This window comes from Myxococcus sp. CA023 (assembly GCF_010998615.1).
In the GTDB taxonomy this organism is placed as follows: Bacteria; Myxococcota; Myxococcia; order Myxococcales; family Myxococcaceae; genus Myxococcus.
This window is the reverse complement of record NZ_JAAEAH010000036.1, coordinates 1-22,486: the sequence shown is the minus strand read 5'-3', so window position 1 is coordinate 22,486 and position 22,486 is coordinate 1. Positions and strand designations below refer to the sequence as shown.

Here is a 22,486-nt window from a genome sequence, read left to right as displayed (position 1 = left end):
TCCTAAGGACGGGCGGGTGATGGTCCCGGAGCGTCGGCTGGGTCAGGATGGCCGGCATGCTCCGATACGCCGCTGACCGCCGGACGATGCTGTGGTGTCTGGCCATGCCCGTGGTGGCCCTGTCGATGTACGTGGCCCCCGGGTGGATTCCCTATCTCTGCCCCCTGGCGTGCTACCTGGCGCTGTCGGCAGGCGTCATCGCGCACAACCACAACCACTGCCCCACCTTCCGCGACCGGAAGCTGAACGAGGCCATGGGCATGTGGCTGTCGCTCTTCTACGGGTACCCCACCTTCGTCTGGATTCCGACGCACAACCTCAACCACCACAAGTTCGTGAACAAGGCGGGCGACGCCACCATCACCTGGCGCTACTCGAAGAAGCACAATTTCCTGGTGGCCTTCCTCTTCCCCTTCGTCTCCACGTACTGGCAGCAGGAGCCGACGAAGGCGTTCATCGACAAGGCGCGCGAGCGCAACCGTCCGCTGTACCGCCAGATTCTCACCCAGTACGCCGTCTGGGGCGGCACGCACGCGGCGCTGCTGGGGCTGGCCATGGCGATGCACGGCGTGGCCGGCGGCGCGCGCATCTGGGCGTTCGCCTTCCTGGTGCCCGCGCTCTTCTCGCTGTGGACCATCATGTTCTTCAACTACATCCAGCACGTCCACACGGACCCCTGGAGCGAGCACGACCACAGCCGCAGCTTCACCGGCCGCCTCATCAACTTCTTCCTCTTCAACAACGGCCTCCACGCCGTGCACCATGAGACGCCGGGCCTGCACTGGAGTCTGCTGCCCCAGGCGCACGCGAAAATCGAGGCCGCCATGGACCCGGCCCTCAAGCCGGTGAGCTTCTTCGCCTGGTGCTTCCGCTCGTACGTGGTGGCACCCTTCCTGCCCCGCTTCGGAACGGCGCAGGTGGGGCGCGCGCCCTATGAGCCGCCCGCGGGTGTCGCGCTGGACGTGCGCTTCGGGGACGACCTGCAGGCCGTCGACTCGGGCGTCAACGTCGCCCGCGTCTGACGCTCCTTCGTGGCGCCGTGGACACCGGCTGCGGCCCCAGTCGGAGGCTGGTGTCCTTTATTTCCCATCTGTCATTGGAATCTGGCCCAGGGGGATTTTCTCTGAGTGGCCGTTTCTCATACTCATACTTCGAAGTCGCAGGATGAGCGCGGTGGGCGGGCCGGGGGGGACGAAGACAAGGGAGGCTCCGCATGATGACGGCTCCAGGACGCGTGCGTCCTTCACCAGGGCCGGTGGAAGCAACGCCGCGGGTGCTGTGTGTAGGGGCCACGAGCGAATCCTGGTTGGCGCTGTCACGAGCCCTGCGTCCATTGCGCTGCGTGGCCTTGCAGGTGCCTTCCCTGGAGTCCGCCTTCCTGGAGGTGCAGCACACGCGGCCTTCCCTGGTGCTGGTGCACTGGCGGCAGTTGGTGGCCGGCGCGGGCATGGGCCTGCGCGCGCTGAGGCTGCGCCTGGGGGGGGATGGTCCGCCGGTGGTGCTGGTGGCGGAGCCGGAGACGCCCGCCGAGGTGCTCGAGGTGGGCGACGCGGAGGGCGTCGAGGACTGCCTGCTGTCGCCCCTGCGCACGCACGAGTTGCGCGCGCGGTTGGCGATGCTGGCGGGTGACGGCGTCCCGGCCGCGCCGGTGCGTGCATCCCGTGTGCGTTCGCGCCTGCTGCTGCTGGCCGGCGCCAGTGGCCCCCTGGCGTGGAGCGGGCTGGGCGCCCTGCTGGAGGCGTGTGGTCATCGCATCCTCTACAGCGCCACCGTGGGCGGTGGCGCCGCGCGCGTGGCCGAACATGGTGAGCGGCCCGACCTGGTGTTGTCGCGGGAAGGCGCGCCAGGTGTGCCCAGGGGCCCGCCCTCTCCACGCTCGCAGCCGCTGCTGGCCGGGGTGCCGTCGCTCACGCTGGACGCGGACGCGCCGGTGCGTCCGGCCTCGTTGCTGCCCCGCCTCCACGCGCTGCTGGGACGGGAGGACGCCTCGCTGCGTGTCGAGGCGCGGGTGCGTTTCTGCTGTCCGGTGTCCTTCGGCGAGGCGGGGCAGCGCGGCGCGGAGTGGCGCTCCGGCGTGTCCAGCGCGCTGAGCCCGGGCGGCCTCCTGGTGCGCACGCTGGTGCCGGCGAAGGCGGGGACGGCGGTGGAGCTGCACATCCTGCTGCCCACCCTGGGCGAACGCCTGGAGACACACGGCGTGGTGGCCTGGGCCCACGCCTACGCGCCTCGCAACGGCGTGTCCCACCCCTACGGCATGGGCGTGCGCTTCCTGGGCATGGGCCCACCGCGCCTCATGCAACTGCGCCAGCTGTGCCAGGCGGAGGTGCGCCCGTGACAGCGCAAGGCGCACCGAGGCGCAAGAAGGTCCTGCTGGTGGATGACTCGGACACCGTTCTGTTGCTCCAGCGGATGCTGCTGGCGGAGCTGGGCCACGACGCCATCGTCGCGCGGGACGGGCTGGAGGCGCTGGCGCGCGCGGAGCAGGAGCGGCCGGACCTCGTCTTCCTCGACGTGCTGATGCCGCACCTGGACGGACTGGAGACGTGCCGGATGTTGCGCGGCCGGGAGCCGACGCGGCGCACGCCCATCATCCTCTGTAGTGCCCGCGCCGAGGCGCGCAGCGTGCGCGCGTGCTTCAACAGCGGCTGCAACGACTTCGTGGCCAAGCCCTTCGACGGCGCCGCGCTGGTGGCCCTGCTGCGGCGCTACCTGGATTAGTCGCGCGGGCTTCCGGTGGGAGGCAGGGGCGGCCGGGCCGGCATGGAGCGGCGCGGCAGCGTCACAGTGAAGGTGGTGCCTTCCGCCTCATCGGAGCGGACCTCGATGGTGCCGCCGTGCGCCTGGACGATTTCCCGGACGATGAAGAGCCCCAGCCCGTAGCTCATCTTCAGCGTGCGCGAGCTCTGGGGCCCGCCGCGGAAGGGCTCGAAGAGGTGGGGCAGCAGGTTGTCCGGAATGGGGCGGCCGGCGTTGTGGACCTCCAGTACCACCCGGGTGCGCAGCCCGCGCGCCGTCAGCCGCACCGGCGTCTCCGGCGGGCTGTACTTGAGCGCGTTCTCCACCAGGTTGGACGTCACCTGCGCCAGCCGGTCCGGGTCCCACACGCCCTGGGTGTTGCCCTTGGGGTCCACCTCGACGGTGCGCTGGGGGAAGGCCACGCCGAACTCGTGGGCCACCTTGGCCACCAAATCCTTCAGGTCCACCGGCCGGGGCTCGATGGCCACGCCGCCCATCAGCCGCGTGCGCGTGAAGTCCAGCAGCAGCCGGGTGAGCCGTTCGATGCGCACCGCCGCGGTGGCGATGCGCTGGCTGGTGCGCTGCGCATCCTCATCGGTGCCGCCCGCGGCGAGCACGCGCGACCAGTTCATGATGGCGCCCAGCGGGCTGCGGATGTCATGGGTGACGATGCCCATGAGCTGCTCCTGGAACTCGGAGTGTCGCCGGGCCTCCTCTTCCGCCCACTTGCGCTGGGTGATGTCGCGGCTGATGCCGAACAGGCCGAACACCTTGCCCTCGGCGTCACGCAGCACGCCCTTGGTGGACAGCCACACGCGCGGCCCGTCCACGCCCGGCTGCGCGTCCTCGTAGGTGACGGTGCGGCCGAAGGCGAACACCTCGCGGTCGTTCGCCGCGTTGGTGCGCGCCACCGCCGGGTCGAACAGCTCGAGGTCCGTGCGCCCCACCACGTCCTCGGAGCGGTAGCCCACGGCCTTCGCGCCCGCCGCGTTCATCATCGTGAAGCGGCCGTCCAGGTCCTTCGTGTAGACGGCGTCCGTGGTGCCTTCGAGGATGGCGCGGAACACCTCGCCGTTGCGGCGCAGCGCCTCGCGCCCCTTGCGCTCCTCGGTGATGTCACGGCAGTGCACCAGCAGGCCGCCCTCCACCGGGCGCACGCGCACGTCGAGGCAGGTCTCCGCATCCGGCCAGGCGTGCTCGTAGCGGACGGAGGGCTGCTCGGATACGGGTTGTTCGAAGTTCAGGTGACGGCTCAGCTCCAGCAGCTCCGGGCACACCCGGCGCACGTCGTCCTGCAACCGCGCCGCGCCGCCGAGCAGCCGGGCCATGTCTGGATTCACGTATGCCAGACACCACCGCGCATCGAGCAGGAAGAAGGCGTCCGGGAGCGCCTCCAGGAGCGTTTGCAGCAGCTCGGGGGAGGGGGCCTCGGCGGAAGGCTCGGGCAGAGGACGCTGGCGCTTCTTGGCGGGGGTGGGGGGCATGCCTCTTCTGTTTCAGCGGTGGAGATGGAACCATACCCCGCTCTCCGCCCCGCGCGATGCCAGGCAGGCATCAGCGCACGGTGTGTCGCCCCCGTTGCCTGGAAGGGAGGCGACCCCCGCTTCCAGGGTGCACCCGTGACAGAGGAATGCGACCCGGGTGGATGCAGCCCTGGGTGAAACAAGAATTTCAGGAAGTCACTTTCGAGGGAGGGTGGAGAAAGTCAGGCACGCGGTGGCTCACGCGCTTCTGTCGGGGTGTTCCGCTTCGTCCTTCTCGAAGAGGCTCTCCAGTTCCTGGCGGGCCTTGTCGGCCAACTCCACGAGCTTTTGCTCGTCGCGGTGGAACCGGGCCGTTTCGCGCAGGAGGCGCTCGTCGTGTTCCATCATACGTTCCTGGGCGCGCCGGCTCTCCGAATACGTGAGGCCCAGCTCCTGGAGCACCCCGGTGCCCATCTCCAGGCTGTCGAGGAACGTCTCACGCATCACCCGTTCGATTCCCATGTCCAGCAGCTCGTAGGCATGCACGCGGTTGCGCGCGCGGGCGAACAGCTTGAGGTGGGGGAAGTGTTGCTGCACGGCCCGCGCGGTGCGCAGCGACGCCTCGATGTCGTCGATGGCGAGCACGAACACCTTCGCCTTGTCCGCGCGGGCCGCGCGCAGCAGGTCCAGACGTGATGCGTCCCCGTAGAAGACCTGGCTGCCGAAGCGCTTCATGAAGTCAATCTGCTCCGGGCTGGCGTCAATCGCGGTGAAGCCGATGCGCTTGGCGCGCAGCAGGCGGCCCACCACCTGCCCCACGCGGCCGAAGCCGGCGATGATGACGGGTTTGTCCTCCGTGGGCGCCACGTCGAACTCGCGCCCCGAGGCCTTCGGCTTGAAGCGCGGGCGCACCCAGCGCTCGTGCGCGGCATACAGCACCGGCGTGGTGGCCATGGACAGGCCCACCACCACCACGAGCAGCTCTGACAGCGAGCGCTCCATGACGTGCTGGGCGGTGGCGAGCGAGAAGAGCACGAAGGCGAACTCACCGCCCTGGGAGATGACGACGGCCAGGTCAAGCGCCGACTCACGCTGCCTCAGGGCCATCCGCCCCAGCCCGTAGAGCACCGCGCCCTTGAGGGCCACCAACCCCAGCACCAGTCCGAAGACGAGCAGCGGCTTCTGGAGGATGAGGCTCAGATTCACGGACATGCCCACGCTGATGAAGAACAGGCCCATCAGCAGGCCCTTGAAGGGCGCCAGGTCCGCTTCCAGCTCGTGGCGGTACTCGGAGTCCGCCAGCAGCACGCCCGCGAGGAAGGCCCCCAGCGCCATGGACAGGCCCACCGCGTTGACCAGCGACGCGGTGCCCACCACCAGCAGCAGCGCGGTGGCGGTGAACAGCTCCTGGCTGTGGGTGGCGGCCACGGCGCGGAACACCGGGCGCACCAGGTAGCGGCCGCCCAGCACCACCGCCAGCAGCACGCCCACGTCTTTCAAGAGCAGGAGCCACACCGGCCCCGGGGTGGGCGCGCCGCCGTCACCCAGCATCGGCAGCAGGGCCAGCAGCGGCACCACGGCCAGGTCCTGGAAGAGGAGGATGCCGAAGGCCAGCTGGCCATACGGCGTGGTGAGCCGGTTGCGCTCGGCCAGCAGTTGCAGCGCGAAGGCGGTGGAGGACAGCGACAGGCCAAAGCCCGTGACGATAGCCGCGCCTCGCGTCAGGCCACACAGCAGGCCCACGCCGGCCAGCAGCGCGCCGGTGAGCAGCACCTGCGCGCCGCCCAGGCCGAAGACGGAGCGGCGCAGCGCCCACAGCCGGCTGGGCTGCAGCTCCAGGCCGATGACGAACAGCAGCAGCACCACGCCCAGCTCCGCCACATGGAAGATGTGCTCCACGTCGCTGATGAGCTTCAGTCCCCAGGGGCCGATGACCGCGCCCGCCGCCAGGTAGCCCAGCACGGAGCCCAGTCCGAGCCGCCGCGAGAGAGGAACCGCCAGCACCGCCGCCGCGAGGAACACGAGCGCCTGCTGCAGGAAGGACATGCGGCTTCCTTGCACGGACGTCCGCGTGGCGGCAATTCGGCGCGGGCGCGGGGCCCCGCGGGCTCAGGCGTCCGTGGCCCTGCGTGCGAGCGGCGGGTGTCCAGCGTGGGACGCCGAGGCACCCGCGGAGGGCAGGGTGAAGGTGAACACACTGCCTTCGCCCAGGGTGCTCTCCGCCTGGATGCCACCGCCGTGGGCTTCGACGAGCCCCTTGGCGATGGCCAGGCCCAGTCCGGTGCCGCGGCTGGCCGCGTCGCGGGCCTGCCAGTAGCGGTCGAAGATGTGGGGCAGCGCGTCCGGAGCGATGCCGGAGCCGGTGTCGCGCACGTGGACGGACACCTCACCGCCGCGCGCCCGGGCACCCAGCATCAGGTCGCCCCCCGCGGTGGTGAACTTCACCGCGTTGCCCAGCAGGTTGCCCAGCACCTGGAGCACCCGCACCTTGTCGCAGCGCACGCGCACGTCCGCGGCGGGGAGCTCCACGGACAGGTGCAGGCCCTTGGCCTCCGCCAGCGGACGGACGGAGTCCATTGCTTCGGTGAGCAGCCCCGCCACGCCGTGTTCGCCCCATTCCAGCGGCAGGCCGCCCGCCTCCAGCCGGCCCCAGTCGAGCAGGTCGGAGATGAGGCGCGACATGCGCTCGGTGGCGTCCTGGATGCGGGTGGCCTGCTTGGCCACGCTTTCGCCGCCCGGCTTCGCCCCCGCGCCGCGCAGCAGCAGCGCCGCGCCCAGCTGCACCACGCCCAGCGGGTTCTTCAAGTCGTGCGACACCACGGCCAGCAAATCCTCGCGGGCTCGCGCCGCGCGCCGCGACTCACCCACCAGCCGCGCATTGTCGATGGCGAGGCTGGCGCGCAGGCACAAGTCCTCCGCCAGCGCCAGGTCGTCCGGGCCGTAGCGCCGCCCGGAGCCCGAGGACACGAAGGTGACGGCGCCCAGCGTGTGGCCGCGCGCGCGCAGGGGCACAATCATGTACGAGCGCGCCTGGAGCAGCCGCAGCAGCGCGGGGTGCGCGGGCTCGGCCGCGGCGGCGCGCAGCAGGGAATCCGTCACCGCCGGCACCAGCTCCGGCTCTCCGGTGCGCAGCACGCGCAAGAGGCCCACGGCGGCGTCGTCCCGCAGCTCGGTGCGGGTGGGCAGCGCGCCCGAGCGCTCCTGCTGTGTCGGGTCCAGGCAGGCCGCCGCCACGCGCGTCACCCAGGGGCCCTGCTCCAGCGCGTCCACCAGGCACCAGTCCGCCACGTCGGGCACCGCCAGGTGTGCCAGCAGCGTGTACATGCCCTGCGGGTCCGGCGGGTGGGTGAAGAGCGTCGTCATCGCCTGGTAGAGGAAGGAGCGGCGGCGCTCGGCCTGCTCCACCTCCGCCCGCGCGGTCAGCTCCAGCTCCATGGCGCGGGAGAACACGGCCTCCGCGTCGGTGAGGGGGCGCGCCGTCACCAGCACGCAGCAAGGCCCCCCATCCTCCGAGGGCAGCGGACTGAGCATCAGCGCGTGACGCCGGGGGCCCGTCTGCGTGGCCCAGGGTGCTTCCAGTTCGCAGGTGTCTTGGATGCGCATCACCCGCGCGCGCGCCGTCTCCAGCCGCGCCAGCTCCTCGGGCGGGAAGCCCAGCTCCCCCCAGTGTCTGCCCACCAGCTCCTCGGGGAGCCGGCCCACCGTCCTCGCGCCCGCTTGGCTACACACCAGGACCCGCCCCGTATCATCCAGGACGTAGGACGGGTCGGGGAGCGCGGCGAAGACAGTGGCGAGGGATGCGGGGAGTCGAGCTGCCATGAAAGGGGACTGGCTGGAAGGGGCCCCCATCATGACACCGCCCGGGCGCCGGACCATCCCGGCACCGGGAGAATCCTGTGGATGTTTCAAAATCCAATGTTCTGCAGCGTGTAACTCAGACGCCCCCGTTACCCCGGAACGCCGAGGTGAGCCGGCTCGCCAGGTCGGGCAGGGCGACGACTTCGTGGGCCAGGTTGGCGCCCACCACCACGCCGGGCATGCCGTAGACGACGGAGGACTGCTCGTCCTGGGCCAGGATGCGGCCTCCGGTGCCGTGGAGGTCACGCACGCCTTCCAGTCCGTCCTGGCCCATGCCGGTGAGGATGACGGCGAGCGACGCGGGCCCGTAGGCGCGGGCCACCGAGCGGAACATCCACGTCGCGGACGGCCGGAAGCCATTCACCGGCGCGGCCCGGGAGACCTCCGCCCGGCCCTCGCCTCGCACGCCCAGGTGGCGATCATCCGGCGCCAGATACACATGCCCGGGGAGCAGGGGCTCGCCATCCTCCGCCACCTTCACGGGCAAGGGCCCCGCGGTGCGCAGCCACTGCGCCAGGCCCTCGCTGAAGCCAATGGCGATGTGCTGCACCACCAGCAGGGGGACGGGGAAGCTGGCGGGCAGCTCGGACAGAAGGCGGAAGAGCGCCGCCGGACCGCCCGTGGAGGCGGCCAGGGCCACCACGCCGGGGCGTGTGGGCGACACGGGCGGCGCGGGCGGGGTGGGCACGGGCGTGTGGGGGGCGGTGCGGTCCGGCCAGCGGCGCACCACCTTCACCTCGGCCATGGCCTTGAGGGTGTCGCGCAGGCGGCGGCTGTCCGCGTCGAAGTCCGGGGACTCCGGGCCCAGGGGCTTCTGGAGCACCGCGAGCGCGCCGGCGCGCAGCGCGGCCATGGACGTCTGGATGTCGCGCTCCACCAGGGTGGATACCACCACCACCGGCGTGGGCACCTCCGTCATGATGCGGCGGGTGGCCTCCAGGCCGTCCATCCGCGGCATCTGGATGTCCATGGTCACCAGGCTGGGCCGCAGGCGCTGGGCCAGCTCCACCGCTTCCACACCGTCCCTGGCCTCGCCCACCACCGTCAGAGCGGGGTCGGCGCGGACGATTTCCACCAGCAGGCGTCGGGCGGTGGGCGAGTCCTCGGCCACCAGGATGCGCAACGGATCGTTCTTCATAGCAGTCGTCTCAGCGTCTCCAGCAGGCTCGTCGGGTCGAACGCGCTCTTCACCAGATAGGCACTGGCGCCGGCTTGCAGGCCGCGCGCCTTGTCCTCTGGCTTGCCACGGGCGGTGACGAGCACCACCGGCAACCGGGAGAAGCGCGGCGAGGCCCGCACCGCCTCGGTGAGGGCGAAGCCGTCCATGCGCGGCATCTCCACGTCCAGCACCAGCGCATCCGCGCCGCCCGACTGGAGCCGCTCCCAGGCGTCCGCGCCGTCCACGCAGGCCACCACTTCATAGCCCGCGCTCTCCAGGATGCTCTGCTCCAGCGCACGCGTGGTGGGCGAGTCGTCCGCCAGCACCACCCTCTGCCGCGTCCGCTGGGTGGCGGGGGCGGGGAAGAGCGAGGCCGCCGGGCGGCCACCCGCCGCGCGGACCAGGGACACGGGGTTGAGCAGAAGCGACAGCCGTCCGTCCGGCAGCACCGCCGCCGCGGACACGTGCCGGGCCCGGCGCACGCGGTGGCCCAGGGAGCGCACCAGCGCCTCCTGTTCGGCGAGCACTTCATCCACCACCACCACGGCGCGCGCGCTGCCCGCGGCCAGCGCCACCGCGCCCCGGCGCGCGCGAGGCGGGCCGGGCGGCAGCCCCAGCACTTCCGCCAGCGAGGCCAACGGCACCAGCGCGTCACCGGAGGCCCACGCGGGGCGGCCCTCCACGTCGCGCACCTCGTCGGGCGCCAGGCGCACCAGCCGCGCCACGCTCTCACTGGCCAGCGCCAGCGTCTGCCCGCCCGCCGATACCAGCAGCACCCGCAGCGTGCTCAGCGTGAGGGGGACGTCCACGACGAAGCGGGTGCCCTGACCTGGCCGGGTCGTCACCTCCACGTTGCCGCGCAGCCCCTCCACGTGCATGCGCACCACGTCCAGGCCCACGCCACGGCCAGCCACCTGGGTCACCTTCGTCGCGGTGGACAGGCCGGCCAGGAACACCAGCCGCGCGGCCTCCTCGTCACTTTCAGGCACTCGCAGGCTCCGGGCGCGCGCCTGCTCCCGCAGCGCCCCCAGGTCCAGGCCGCGCCCGTCGTCATCCACCGTCACCTCGACGCGGCTGCCCTTGAGGCGCGCGTTGAGGGTGAGGCGTCCCTCGGCGGGCTTGCCCAGTCGCTGGCGTTCCTCGGGGCTCTCCAGGCCGTGAGCCACCGCGTTGCGCACCAGGTGCAGCAGTGGCTCGCGCAGCCCCTGCAACAGCGAGCGGTCCAGCTCCAACGCGCCGCCATGAATCTCCAGCCGCACCTGCCGGCCCAGGCTGCGCGCCACGTCGCGCGCGGCGCGCTCCAGGCCCTCGCAGCCTTCCTCGAAGGACAGGGTGCGCGCGCGGCGGACCTCGTCGTCCAGGCCCGTGGCCACGCCGCCCAGCGTCCGGCGGTCCGCCGCCAGCTCCAGCGTCACCCGCGCCAGCTCCGTCTCCGCGCGCAGCAGTGCCTGTTCGCCGGGCGTGCCGAGCACCGCCTCGCGGGCCTGCGCCAGCGCCTCGCGCACCGACTCCAGTGCGTCCGCGCGGCCTTCCAGCCGGAGCGTCGCCACGCGCAGCTCACCGCTGCGTGCCAGCAGCGCGTCCAGCTTCTGCGCGGAGACGCGCACGGGCAGCGCTTCGGCTCCGGCAGACGCGCCGCCGCTTGGATGCGGCTCCACACTGGCCGGGGCGGCCGGTGGTGACGGCACCGCGTCCGTCAGCATGGGCGGAGGCGACGGTGGCGGCGCGCCGCGCGTGGGGGCGGGCGCGCCGGCCCGGCGTCCGGCGGCGCGCTCCAACTGGGGCAGCAGCCTCTCCAGGGGCGAGCCCGTCAGGTCCACCCGCGCGGCCAGACGCCGGCCCGCGTCGTCGAGCGCGTCCACGGTGGTGAAGCACAGCTCGTACACGTCGGGCGTGCCGGCGCCCGCGTCCCGCACCTGCTCCAGCAGCTCCTCCATGCGGTGGCAGGCCGTCTCCACCAGCGTGGCGCTGGCCGCGCGCGCAGCTCCCTTCACGCTGTGCAGCGTGCGCAGCAGGGACGCCACGAGCTCCGCCAGGCGCGCGGGCACGGTTTCGCGCTCCAGGGCCAGCAACTCGCGGTTGAGCGAGGCGACGTGGCCCTCGAGCTCCTCGAGGAACGTGGCCAGCAGCGCTTGGGCCAACCGGTCGCGGTCCATCAGCGCCCGTACTCTCCCAACAGCCCCTTGAGCTTCTGGCCCATGCCGTTGAGGTCCTGCATGGCGCGCTCGGTCTGCCGCGACGAGATGAGGGCCTGTTGCGTGGCCTGATTCACGTCATGCATGGCCTGACGAATCTGACCGATGCCGGTGGCCTGCTGGTTGGCGGAGGCGGCAATCTGCGCCGCCGTCAGCGAGGCCTGGGCCAGCAGGTCCGACAGCGTCTGGATGTTGGAGCCCGCCTCGGACACCACGCGGGTGGCGGTGGCCACGCTCTTGGTGCCTTCCTCGGTGGTCATCACCGCGCCGTGGGTGGCCTTCTGGATTTGCCCCAGAATCTGGCGCACCTGGCCGGTGGCCTTCTTGGACTGGTCCGCCAGGGCCTTCACCTCGGAGGCCACCACCGCGAAGCCGCGGCCGTGCTCGCCGGCGCGGCTGGCTTCGATGGAGGCATTGAGCGCCAGCATGTGCGTCTGCTCGGAGATGTCGTTGACGGTGGTGATGATGTCGCCAATGGCCTGGGCCTGCTCGGCCAGGGCGAGGATGCGCGAGGCGATGGACTCCACCTGCTCACGCACCGCGCCCATGGCGCCCACGGCCTCCTCCACGGCGCGGCGGCCGCTGCGGCCCACGTCCTCGGCGTGGCGGGCGGAGTCGCTCACCGCGCGGGCGCGGCCCGCGGCCTCCTCGGACGTCTTGGTGATTTCCTCGATGGTGCTCACCGTCTCCGTCACCGCGCTGCCCTGCTCCTGGGCGCCGGCCACCTGCTCGGTGGTGCTGGAGAGGATTTCCGCGCTGGCGCCGGCGAGCTGGTTGACGAACTCCGCCACGGTGCGGAGCGTGTGCTCGCGCTGCTCGGATTCCTTCTCCAACTGGACCTCGTTCTGCTGGCGCTTCTCCGCCATGTCGTTGAACGCGCGCGCCAGCTGGGCCGTCTCGTCCTGGCCCTTCACGTCGATGCGGTGCTCCAGCTTCCCGCGCCCCAACTGCTCGGCGCCCACCATGAGCGCGCGCAGCGGCGTGGTGATGCCGCGGGTGATGATGTAGCTGCCTCCGCCGACGATGACCACGCCCAGCAGCGTGCCGATGCCCAGCACCCAGAGGATGCGCTGGGCCATGTCCCGGGCGGCGGTGGCGTGCTCGTCCCAGCGCTCCTGCTCCGCCACCAGCATCTCGTCGATGACCTGCTTGACCTGGAGCATGGCCTCCCGGCCGTGGCCGGCCTGGATGAACTTCGCTCCGGCTTCCAGGCCCTCCTGGCGGCGCAGGCGGATGCCTTCCTCCAGCCGGTTCACCCGCTGGGTGACGATGGGCTCCAGCCGGTTCAGGCGCGCCCGCTGGTGGGGGTGGTCCGTCATGGCGTCGCGCAGGCGGGACAGGTCATTCTGGAGCGCCACCGCCGCTTCCCGGTAGGACACCAGGTAGGACTCATCCCCCGTGAGGATGAAGCCGCGCTGGCCGGACTCGGCGTCCATCAGCAGCGCGCGGACCTCGCGGATGACGCGGAAGTTCTCATGGGCTTTCAGCAGGCCCGCCGTGCTCGTCGTGAGCTGATTGGCGCCCAGGAAGGCCACACCCGCCACGATGAGCAACATCAGTAGCGACAGTCCGAATCCGAGTGCGATGCGGTTCCCGATGCTCATGCTGCTCCTTCGCCGGACATATCGAACATGAGGCGACTGTCACCCAGGAGCGCCTCTCCCTCCAGCACCAGGGTGCCTTCCCTGTCGGCCGCGGACACGAGGTGTCCGGCGGCGTCGTTCAGGGAGGTGGGCGGCGCCAGCAACTCACTGCCCGCCAGCACGGTGACTTCCTCCACTTCCTCGGTGCGCACGCCCAACTCCGCCCGCCCCACGCCCACCACGAGCAGCGGGCCCGCGGCGTCCGAAGGCGCGCGTCCGAAGAGCGGCGCCAGCTCCACCACGGGGAGCACCTCGCCATGCATCAGGGTGAGGCCGCGCAGCGCGGGGGGCGCGCCCGGCAGCGTCACCAACTCCGGCGCGCGCACCACCTCCAGCACGAAGCGGGACTCCAGGGCATAGCGCTGGCCGGCGGCCTTGAAGCGGACCACCTCGCGCAGAGTGCCGGGGTCGACCTGGGGACGGGGCTCGCGCGAGAGTGCCCGGGCGCGGGCCTCCAGCAGCGCCGTGGCCTCCTCGGGCGACAAGGTGCCCTGTTCCTTCACCAGGTTGGCCAGCCGCGCCAGCCGCGCGCGCGTGGCTTCCCAGTCGACTTTGCCGGAACCCGGCATCAGCTCAGCTCCTCACCGGCAGCCAGGGCTGCCTCCATGCGTGACCGCTCTCCACGCGCCACCTCCGCCAGCCTGCTGGCGCTCTCGCCGTCCGCGTGGAGCACGGGCGCGTCCGGAGGCAGGGCGTTGCACAGGTGCTCCGCCTCGCGCCAAGCCTTCAGGGCACCGGACGTGTCGCCGTGCCTGCGTAGCACGCGCCCGAGGATGAGCCACGCCACGATGAGTGTGGGCTCCAGGTACAGCGCCTGCCGGACAGCGCGCTCCGCGTCCACCGCGCGCCCCTGGCCCAGCAGCAGCAGGGATTCCAGGTAGCGCAGCCCCGCCACCAAGGGGTGCCGGGCGGCCGCTTCGGTGCAGGCGTAGACGGCGGCGGCGGCGTCCAGGTTCGCCAGCGCGCGCACCGCCAGGGCGGAGGTGTCCGCGTCTGAATCCAATGCCCCTAAGTGCTGGGCCGCCTCGCGCCAGTGGCCCCGCGCCAGGGCCTGCTGGGCTGCGTGCATGGCCGCCGCGCTGGGGGCGTGTGTCGGTGTCTCGGCCCCGGGGAGGACGCCGCTTCGCAAGGCGGGCGCACCGGTGCCCGCTGTGTTCCCGAGGACGGGCCCCGCGCCGGCCTGGGGCTGGCCCGCCGCGCGCGTTCCTTCCGCCTGGGCGGAGGTCCCGCCCGCTCCGGGGGGACTCCAGGCGGGTGCCGTCGTTCTGGCCGCGAATCCACCTGGACGGCCCGGAGCGGATGCACCCGGGAGCGCGGTCCCCGTGGAGGAGTCGGAACCGGAGGGCAGGCCCGGCGCGGTGGTGCCCAGGGACGTGGTGCCCGTCGCGGTACCGGGTACGCCGGTGGAGGATGGGCTCCACTCGGCCGGGACGGGCAGGGAGAGGGTGGCTCCAGGAAGGGGCCGGCGGTACAGCACGCCCCATTCGGTGAGGATGGACTCCAGCGGCGCCAGCCCACCGAGCGGCGGGTCCGACGGGCCGGTGAAGAGGTAGCCGCCCTCATCCAGCGCGTCATGGAGCCGGCGCGCGACAGCTTCGATGGTGGGCCGGTTGAAGTAGATGAGGACGTTGCGGCAGAAGATGACGTCCAGCTTCCAGATGCCGCTGTCCGCCGACGGCCAGGTGTCGAGCGCGAGGTTGAGGTAGCTGAAGCGCACGCCCTTCCGCACCTCGGGTGACAGCACGTACCGGCGTCCCTCGGCGCGCAGGTGGGTGCGCATCCGGTCCGCCCATCCGCCGCGCAGGGACCAGTCGCCGTAGTGGGCCTTCCGGGCCCGGGCGAGCGCGCCGCGCGACACGTCCGTGGCGTACACGGCCATGTGCTCGTTCCAGCCTTCGCCTAGCAGCAGCGCGGCGATGGAGTAGGGCTCCTCGCCGGACGAACACGCGGCGCTCCACATCCGCGCGGTGTGGTCCGGGCCATGGCGCTCGCGCAGCTCCGGAAGCACGACGCTCCGCAGGTGCTCGAAGTGCTCGGGCGTGCGGAAGAAATACGTCTCTCCGACGGTGAGCTCGATGAGCAGGTCATCCAGCGCGGAGGGGTCTTCCGTGAGCCGCACGCGGTAGGCGTCGAAGTCCTTCAGCCCGGCCCGTTCCATGGCGCGGGCGATGCCTTCCTCGGCGGACGCGGGGCAGCTGGGTGGCACCAGCCCGGCGCGCTCTTCCACGAGCGCGAGCACCGCCGCATAACCCGGGTGGCTCCAGGGACCCCAATTCACGCGGGCTCCGGCTCCTGCGGCGCGGCCAGGGCGGCATCCAGCTCCAGGGACTCGGCCTCGGACAGGAAGGTGCGCAGGTCATGGACCAGGACGAGCCCGTCCTTGAGCTTCACGGCGCCCGCCACATAGCCCACGCCCGGCAGCTGGCGCGGCGTGGCGTCCCACTCATCCGGCGTGAGGACGCGCAGGCCCTCGGCGCGATCCACGCGCAGCACGACGCTGCGCGAGCCCGCGGAGGCCACGATGAAGTGGTCCATGGGGGACAGCGGGCGGGGCGGGTGGCGGAAGCGCAGGCGCAGGTCCAGCACCGGCAGTAGCTCCCCCCGAAGGTCCAGCAGGCCCTCCACCACGGCGGGCGCGCGGGGCAGGGGCGTCAGGCGCGCGGCGCGTACCAGCTCGCGGACGTCGGGGGCGGGCAGTCCGTAGCGCTGGCCGTTCAGGGTGAACAGCAGCACCTCCGTGGGTGCGGGGGTCATGTCCTGGGACATAAGACGTGGACGTGGCCACTGTCGAACGTTGATGTCGGCCCGCGGTCGCGGTGTCCACCAGTCCTCAGTGGAGGCAGGGGGAGGGGCCCATGGTTCGGTGGAACACGACAGGTGCCCGCTGTGCCCCTGCCTGGACGGAGGCTCCCGCGTGCGGGTGGGGCTGGGAGAACGGTCGCTCAATCTCCCAGGCGACGAGCGACGGCTTCGCGCCCGCGTCCGTCGACTTGCACTCCCCAGTCCGGGCCGAAAGACGTCGGCCACGGGCTGGTGCCCTGGGCGGCATTGGACAGTGAGTTGCGTTGCCCCGAAGGGCGATGTCATTGACGGGCGTTGCTCCAATCAAGCCACGCCACCGCCCGTTCCGTTCACAGGCTGACGGCGACTTGCCGTACGGGGTTTGGCACGCGTTGTCCCGGCCTCGCGTTCTCCACTTAATGCTCGTCATCGCCACTGCATTCAAAGCAATGGCTCTCACGCGTCAGCCGCAAGCGAAGCAAGAAATCCTTCGCGCGTTCATGTCAGCCCTTGCAGCGGCGCTTCGCTGAGCCGAGGGGGAGCGGGCACCATGGTGTTGGTAGACGTGCTGGAGGAGCACCTCGACGAGGCCGAGTTCCGGTGGCTGCAGTGGGAGAAGGCGCTGGGGGCGCCAGACATTTCACTGAGTGAGATTGCGAGGTTGGAGGCGCTTCTCCTCGCGCATCTGGACGGGCGGTGGTGGGTGCATCCACCTCGGTTGAATCCGTGCTGCGCCCCGCCTTCGCGACGGAGGACGCCTTCCGCATCTGCGCGGCGGCCTTTTCGCTGCTGGCCCTCGGCGAGGTGGACGAAGTCCTGCTGCGACTCCGCGAGGCCGAGCCCGAAGCGCGTGCAGCCATTCGACGGGCCTTGGAGCTCAGCGAGGCCCCAGGGATGGGCACCCGCCTACTCGACGTGTTGAAGCGGGAGGACACCGTGCCGCAGGCCGAGGTGCTGGAGGCGCTGGCGTTTCGCCAGGAGGCACCTCCGGAGGTGCTGGCGCACTTCTTCACCCATGACGAGCAGCGGGTGCGGGTTACGGCCCTGCGTGCCGCCCTGCCCTTGCCGGAAGACGCTGCGCGAGGGCTGCTTCCCAGTCTGCTGGACTCCCCCCACCCCAGCATTCGCGCGGCGGCGATGGGGGCGGGACTTGCGTCTGGCGTGAGGCCAGCCTGGGAGACGTGCCGCGCTGCCGTGCGCGCCCGCGATGCACACAGCCTTGAGGCCATGGTGCTGCTCGCCATGGGCGGCAGTGAGACGGACATTTCCTTGCTACTGGGGCTGCTGGACGCGGAGCAACTCCGACCCCATGCACTCTGGGCCCTGGGCTTCAGCGGCCGGGTGGCGGCCATGGAGGCGTGCGTCGCGCACCTGGAGGTGCCCGCGGTGGCACAACTGGCCGGGGAAGCCTTCTCGGCCATGACAGGCCTTCGGCTGGAGGCGCCCTACGCCCTGCTCCCTGGCGAAAGGCCCGAGGGTGCTCCGCCGCCGCCGGAGTTGCAGGAGGACCTGGACGCGGACCTGGTGCCCAGGCCCGAGGACGACTTGCCCTGGCCGAACGTGGCCGCCGTCCGGGGCTGGTGGGACGCGGAGAAGAAGCGCTTCGCGAAGGGGACGAGGTACCTTCTCGGCCGCCCCTTCAATGGCAGCGTCCTGGTGGAGGCGCTGGAAACCAGCCCCATGCGGCGCCGCCATGTCCTCGCCCGCGAGCTGGCGCTGCGGAGTCAGGGCACGTTGATGGTGCGCACTCGGGCCTTCACGCACGTCCAGCGCGCGGAGCTGGTCAAGGCCCGGGCAGCCAGCGCCTCCGGGCTGCGGTACTGCGGTGTGCCCGGGGGGAAGCACCCCCCGGGTGAGGCGAGGCGCGCCGGGATAGGAGCCCACGCCGAAGTCCACCGGCACGGGCGCCCCGGTGGCATCCCGCACCATGATGTTGGACTCTTTGAGGCCCTGGTGGAGGACGCCTTTCGCGTGCGCCGCCGCGAGCCCTCGGGCCAACCCCAGCGCCAGCGCCGCCGCCTGCCGCGAGCTGGGGTTCTCCTCGTCCACCCACCGGTTCAGCGGTCGCCCCTCCACCAGCTCCATGGCCAGGTAGAACCACTCGGGGGCGGTGTCCAGCCACAGGCCGCACGCGTGGAATCGCACGACATTGGGGTGGTTCATCCTCCGGAGGATGTCCACCTCCCGCTGGGCCCAACCGCCCAGCGCGGAGATCGACTGGAGCTTCAGCGCGAAGCACGCGTCGCCTTGCCGGGCGCGGAAGACGGCGCCGCAGCCGCCCATCCCGAGCAAGCCCTCCACGACGAAGCCCCCCACCTGGGTGCCGATGGCCACGTCTCCCCGAAGGCGCTGGGCCTTCATACGCCCCCCTGGGGGCCCGCTCCGCCGCGAGCTCCTCCTGTCAAGGTCATCGCTTCCCTGTCGCATGGGGCTTGTCTCTGGAGGGACGGGGCGTGGCGGAATGGATGTAAGGCGGGCCACTGGGCGGAAGTGGGAATTTATCTTCCCCAGAACCCCGAAGGTAGAGTCTTGCCCTTCGCTTCGCCAGGCGCCGGGCCGTGGCTTCCACTCCAGCCATCTCCTCCGGATGCGCTACGTTCTCCCGCGCATGGACGAACAACTGGGCATGATGGTGGGAAAGGCGGCGCGGGAGGCGCGTGCGCGCCTGGGGTTGACCCAGGTGGAGGTGGCGGCCTTGGTGGATATGCACCCCATGGTCTACAGCCGAGTGGAGCGCGGAAAGATGGTCCCCAGCGCGGGCATGCTGCGCCGCCTCAGCATGGTCCTCCGCATCTCCACGGATGAGCTGCTGGGGCTGGCCCGGCCCGGCAAGGACGAGCGGCGTGAGCTGGAGAAGGAGCCGCCGCTGCTGCGCCGGCTGGTGACGTTGGCGCGTGAGTTGGACGATGCGAAGCTGGAGGCGCTCGTCACGATGGCCCGCGCGCTGACCCGATAGGGGGCGTCAGGGCTCGGTCGTCACAGCGGGAGTGGCCGCTCCGAGCTCATGGGCCTCCAGCCCGGAGGAAAAGAACCGCTCGTCGCCAGGCTCCGCCTCGTCGCGGTTCTGGCTGGCCTCGGTGATGAGGCGGGCGAATTCCTCGGCGGCTTCCTTACGGCCATCGGGTCGGCCGTCGCGCTGGATGCGCCCGGGCCCGCTCCTCCTCGGTAATCGGGTGGAGGCTGGGCTTCGTGGGGTGGGTGGGCACGGAGACTCCCGGCTTTGGAATGTAAACCTCCGCAGTTTGCATAGTGATTGGAGCCGGGTGAAGAGGCGCATGGGGCCTGGCGCATCTTCACCTCCACGATGGATGAGGCGTGGCGGGGTGTCTCAGCGCCGGCGGCGGCGCAGCAGGGCCATGGGCGAGGCGGCCATCAGCAGGGCCCACAGCGGCGCGCTGCCCGCGGCGGCGCAGCCTCCGCTCTCCTCGCCCTTGTCATCCGGCTCCATGCCCGGCGTGCCCTGGCCCACCTTCACGCTCAGCTTCGTGGCGGCGGCCCGGTCTCCGTCGGTATGGAGGTCCGCGTTGGAGGAGTTGCCAGCGCCGAAGAGGGTGAGGGTGACGTCCGTCGCGGGGGCGACGAGGCTGAAGTTGAAGCGCAGCTCGTTGTTCGCGAAGGGCTGGGGCTGCGAATGGGTCAGCTCGGCGCCGAGCTTCTTCATTCCCTCACCGGGTTGGAGCGTGGCTGCCGTGCTGTCCACGGCGATGCCCACGCCGCCCGTCCTGGCGGGACCGCCCCGGATGATGAAGGTGTACTGGCCGGTGCCGCCCGGCGCGAGCGTGGCGGGCCCTTCGAGCGCGACGGTGGGGAGTTCCCCGCCCTGGTGGCAGGTGCTGCACGTGGGGCCTCCCTTGCCCGTCTGGCCGGTGACGCCCGTGCTGGTGGCGAAGGCGGGAATGGACCACAGCGATGACACGACGACGACGCCCGCGATGCGGAATGGAAGACGCATGGACACTCCAGAAGATGGGTGAAACCCGGTGGTGCTACAGCCGGGGCCCCGCGTGAGCGGAGCCCCGGGGACTTCCGCTGGCGTCGGTGCTTAGCGCAGCTGGAGCAGGGAGAAGGACAGGCCCCGCGTCGTCAGCGTGGGCCGGCCGTTGTCGCCCAGCACGTGCAGCGTCGTGGACGCGGAGCCCGCGCCGAACTCGGTGTAGAGCGTCTGGTTCTCGGTGTGGAAGAGGAAGCTGCTGCCCGAGGTGGCCGGGAACTGGGTGTTCCGCGTCGCCGTCAGCGTGTTGAGATTCAGCGCCCACCACTGCCAGCCGGCGCCGCTCGCGATGCCGCGGGGGTGCGCGCCCTCCTGCACCGGGGCGACGCTCTCATCGAGCACGCGCAGGTACGCCGTGCCCGACGGGCCGGGGACGAGCGAGCCCGCGGTGCCGCCGCCCACGAGCTCCGACAGCGAGCGGTGGAAGCCCGCGTCGAAGGTGCGCGTCTGCAGGTCGAACCGCAGCAGGCACGGCTCCGGCGCCGCGTCGGCCGACACCCGGTGCACCGCCGCGCCGTAGGCCTCCGTCGCGACGTAGACCTTGCGGTCGGGGCCGAGCACGGCGTCGTGCGCATAGCCGCACCGCTCATCCGTGACGAGGGTCGCCGTGTCCGTCGCCGTGTCGACGGCCACCACGCCCGTCCTCGGGGTGATGCCCACGCCGGCCACGGGACGCCAGCCCACGGGAATGATGAGCTGCCCGTTGTCCGAGACGACCGAGCCCGAGAAGGCCATCTCCGTGCCTTCGAGTTCCAGGTCGCCCAGCGCGATGTTGCCGGTGACGGTCATCTCCGTGGGATTCCAGATGACCGCCTGCGCGGTGATGCCGTCGAAGAAGTACGCCTTCGTCGCCGACACGAACTGGAAGTTCGCCTGGTACTCGCCCAGCGACATCACGCCCAGGCTGGCGAAGCTCACCGTGCCCGACTGCTCCAGGCCGCCGTCCTCGGTGAGCGAGTAGCGCGTCACGACGGGGCTGTCATCCGACACCACGTAGACCTTGCCCGACTTGCGGATGCCCACGCCCAGCGCACGGCCGGACACCTTGATGGCGCCGTCCAGCGACAGCTGCGCGGTCTGCTCCGCCTCACGCGTCACCACCACGTAGCTCGCCGCCGGGTCGGCGTTGAGGTCCTGCGTGGTGATGGCGTACAGCGGGCCGGTGTAGTCGTCGCCGGAGTCGTCGCAGCCGCCCATCAGGGACAGCGCGAGCGCAGCGGCGGAGAGTCGGAAACCCGAGCGGGCAAACAGATGCTTCATGAAGGCGGCCTTCCTGGAAGTGGAGTGGGGCGCCGTTTCACCCGGAGCCAAGTTGTGGGTTGCTGTGAAAACGATACGCATTCTCAATTTCAGGAGTTGTTTAGGCGGAATTCATGAAAAGTCAAGAAGCAGACGGGAGGCCCGCGAGGCTCAGCGGTGGTGTCCGTGGCTGTCGAGCACATTGCGCGCGTCCCGGATTCCTCCTCCTGCCTGTCATTGAAGGGCTTTGCCGTGCTTCTCCGCAAAGCAGGGTGCGTCAAGCCACGGCCGGTGGGCCGCTCAAGGGCAGCACGACGGTGAACGTGGCGCCCTGGCCCGGGGTGCTGGCCACGCTGATGTGGCCTCCCAGTGCCTCCACGAGTTGGCGGGTGATGAAGAGGCCCAGACCCAGCCCGCCATAGTGACGGCTGGAGACGGCGCGTTCGAAGCGGCCGAAGATGCGCTGCGCGTCCTCCGGCGGAAGGCCGATGCCGTGGTCCTCCACCTCCACCATCGCCTGTGTTTCATCCGAGCGCACGCGCACGTCCACGGGGGCTCCGTGGCCGTATTTGAGCGCGTTGGACAGCAGGTTGGTGAGCACCTGCTCCAGCCGCATCCGGTCCCACTGGCCCGTCACGGGGGCCGGCGAGTCCACCGTCACCTGGACCCCCGCGGTCCTGGCTTCCGTCTCGAAGCGGCGGACGGCCTCGCGCACCAGTTCGTCCAGGTCCACGGGCTCCAGGTTCAGCTCCATGCGGCCGCGCGCCAGCCGGGACACGTCGAGCAGGCTGTCCACCAGGGTCGCCAGGCGCGAGGTCTGACGCTCGCAGGACAGCACCCGCTGCGCGAGCTTCTCCACGTCCAGGGGCTCCTCGCCGCGAAGCTGGCGGTACAGCAACTGGAGCTGGAGCTTGAGGTTGGTGAGGGGCGTGCGCAGCTCGTGCGCGGCGATGCTGAGGAAGTCGTCGCGCACTTGTACGGCGTCGCGGGCCTCGCCGGTCAGCCGCTGTTGCTCCGTGTTGGCGGCCTCGGCCGCGGTCCGGGCGCGGACCTGCGAGCGGGTGATGAAGAACAGCAGCAGCGTCACCAGCAGCCCGGCGCCCACGATGGTGCCAGGCTGCTCGGTGGTGCTGGCGGCGATGAAGGCCTGGCGCGCGTTGAACCGCAGCGTCCAGGTCTGGCCGGCCACGGGTATCTTCACGTCCTGCTGGAGGACGGGAGCACCCCGCGATGCCGGGAGGCTGGACGCGTAGAGGAGCGCGTCGTCGCGGACCTCCGTCCCGTCGTACACCTCCAGGTCGATGGTCTCCTGGAAGCCGATGAAGCGCAGTTCGCTCATCAGGTCCTCCATGGCGAGGGGGAGGTACACGAAGCCGCGCAGGTTTTCGGTGGGGGGACCGGGACCTGTCTCTTATACACAT

16 protein-coding genes and 2 pseudogenes are annotated in these 22,486 nt (G+C 71.3%); 5 read left to right on the top strand and 13 right to left on the bottom strand.

Annotated elements, in window-relative coordinates; translation table 11 throughout:
* Window positions 1–47: 47 nt before the first annotated feature.
* The 3 genes from F8M74_RS17270 (at window position 48) to F8M74_RS17260 (ending at window position 2,718) form a co-directional block, all read left to right on the top strand.
* Window positions 48–1,022, top strand: coding sequence for a fatty acid desaturase (locus F8M74_RS17270; RefSeq protein ID WP_141254187.1), 975 nt, complete (start codon window positions 48–50; stop codon window positions 1,020–1,022).
* A gap of 191 nt (window positions 1,023–1,213) precedes the next feature.
* A complete protein-coding gene (locus tag F8M74_RS17265; RefSeq protein WP_141254185.1) occupies window positions 1,214–2,335 on the top strand; it encodes a PilZ domain-containing protein in 1,122 nt (373 codons plus the stop codon).
* A complete protein-coding gene (locus tag F8M74_RS17260; RefSeq protein WP_140800298.1) occupies window positions 2,332–2,718 on the top strand; it encodes a response regulator in 387 nt (128 codons plus the stop codon). Before F8M74_RS17265 ends, F8M74_RS17260 begins: the two co-directional genes overlap by 4 nt.
* On the opposite strand, the gene F8M74_RS17255 is transcribed toward F8M74_RS17260, so the two are convergent.
* From F8M74_RS17255 to F8M74_RS17215, 9 genes are all read right to left on the bottom strand, one after another.
* Window positions 2,715–4,220 (bottom strand): ATP-binding protein, encoded by a 1,506-nt coding sequence (locus tag F8M74_RS17255; protein ID WP_141279439.1) that lies wholly within the window; start codon window positions 4,218–4,220, stop codon window positions 2,715–2,717. The genes F8M74_RS17260 and F8M74_RS17255 overlap by 4 nt on opposite strands.
* Window positions 4,221–4,457: 237 nt before the next feature.
* A complete protein-coding gene (locus tag F8M74_RS17250) occupies window positions 4,458–6,245 on the bottom strand; it encodes a monovalent cation:proton antiporter-2 (CPA2) family protein (RefSeq protein WP_141258203.1) in 1,788 nt (595 codons plus the stop codon).
* Window positions 6,246–6,308: 63 nt separating this feature from the next.
* Window positions 6,309–8,018 carry an ATP-binding protein gene (locus F8M74_RS17245; protein ID WP_228560857.1) on the bottom strand — a complete coding sequence of 570 codons (1,710 nt, stop codon included), beginning with the start codon at window positions 8,016–8,018 and terminating at the stop codon, window positions 6,309–6,311.
* 115 nt (window positions 8,019–8,133) lie between these two features.
* Window positions 8,134–9,195, bottom strand: coding sequence for a chemotaxis-specific protein-glutamate methyltransferase CheB (gene cheB / locus F8M74_RS17240; RefSeq protein ID WP_163884461.1), 1,062 nt, complete (start codon window positions 9,193–9,195; stop codon window positions 8,134–8,136).
* A complete protein-coding gene (locus F8M74_RS17235; protein ID WP_141258201.1) occupies window positions 9,192–11,372 on the bottom strand; it encodes a response regulator in 2,181 nt (726 codons plus the stop codon). The genes cheB and F8M74_RS17235 overlap by 4 nt, the downstream gene beginning before the upstream one ends.
* Entirely contained in the window at window positions 11,372–13,015 is a 1,644-nt protein-coding gene (locus tag F8M74_RS17230; protein WP_141258200.1) for a methyl-accepting chemotaxis protein, read from the bottom strand. Before F8M74_RS17230 ends, F8M74_RS17235 begins: the two co-directional genes overlap by 1 nt.
* Window positions 13,012–13,623 carry a chemotaxis protein CheW gene (locus F8M74_RS17225; protein ID WP_141258199.1) on the bottom strand — a complete coding sequence of 204 codons (612 nt, stop codon included), beginning with the start codon at window positions 13,621–13,623 and terminating at the stop codon, window positions 13,012–13,014. The genes F8M74_RS17230 and F8M74_RS17225 overlap by 4 nt, the downstream gene beginning before the upstream one ends.
* Window positions 13,623–15,332 carry a protein-glutamate O-methyltransferase CheR gene (locus F8M74_RS17220; protein WP_141258198.1) on the bottom strand — a complete coding sequence of 570 codons (1,710 nt, stop codon included), beginning with the start codon at window positions 15,330–15,332 and terminating at the stop codon, window positions 13,623–13,625. The genes F8M74_RS17225 and F8M74_RS17220 overlap by 1 nt, the downstream gene beginning before the upstream one ends.
* Window positions 15,329–15,808 carry a chemotaxis protein CheW gene (locus F8M74_RS17215; protein WP_141258197.1) on the bottom strand — a complete coding sequence of 160 codons (480 nt, stop codon included), beginning with the start codon at window positions 15,806–15,808 and terminating at the stop codon, window positions 15,329–15,331. Before F8M74_RS17215 ends, F8M74_RS17220 begins: the two co-directional genes overlap by 4 nt.
* A 723-nt stretch (window positions 15,809–16,531) precedes the next feature.
* On the opposite strand from F8M74_RS17215, the pseudogene F8M74_RS17210 reads away from it, so the two are divergent.
* Window positions 16,532–17,554 (top strand): annotated as a pseudogene (locus F8M74_RS17210) (TIGR02270 family protein); the annotation flags it as partial.
* 171 nt (window positions 17,555–17,725) lie between these two features.
* Here F8M74_RS17210 and F8M74_RS37850 read toward each other — a convergent pair.
* A pseudogene (locus tag F8M74_RS37850) lies at window positions 17,726–18,196 on the bottom strand (protein kinase); the annotation flags it as partial.
* Between the two features lie 247 nt (window positions 18,197–18,443).
* Here F8M74_RS37850 and F8M74_RS17200 point away from each other — a divergent pair.
* Window positions 18,444–18,791: a helix-turn-helix domain-containing protein gene (locus F8M74_RS17200; RefSeq protein ID WP_240462294.1), complete on the top strand. Its 348-nt coding sequence runs from the start codon at window positions 18,444–18,446 to the stop codon at window positions 18,789–18,791.
* A gap of 372 nt (window positions 18,792–19,163) precedes the next feature.
* Here F8M74_RS17200 and F8M74_RS17195 read toward each other — a convergent pair whose 3' ends face one another.
* The 3 genes from F8M74_RS17195 to F8M74_RS17185 form a co-directional block, all read right to left on the bottom strand.
* Window positions 19,164–19,787, bottom strand: a complete 624-nt coding sequence (locus F8M74_RS17195; RefSeq protein WP_141258194.1) for an MXAN_6652 family MXYO-CTERM-anchored protein — start codon at window positions 19,785–19,787, stop codon at window positions 19,164–19,166.
* 90 nt (window positions 19,788–19,877) lie between these two features.
* Complete coding sequence (locus F8M74_RS17190; protein ID WP_141258193.1) at window positions 19,878–21,086, bottom strand: MxcI protein; 1,209 nt, start codon at window positions 21,084–21,086, stop codon at window positions 19,878–19,880.
* A gap of 256 nt (window positions 21,087–21,342) precedes the next feature.
* A complete protein-coding gene (locus tag F8M74_RS17185; RefSeq protein ID WP_305847177.1) occupies window positions 21,343–22,446 on the bottom strand; it encodes an ATP-binding protein in 1,104 nt (367 codons plus the stop codon).
* Between the last annotated feature and the right edge of the window lie 40 nt (window positions 22,447–22,486).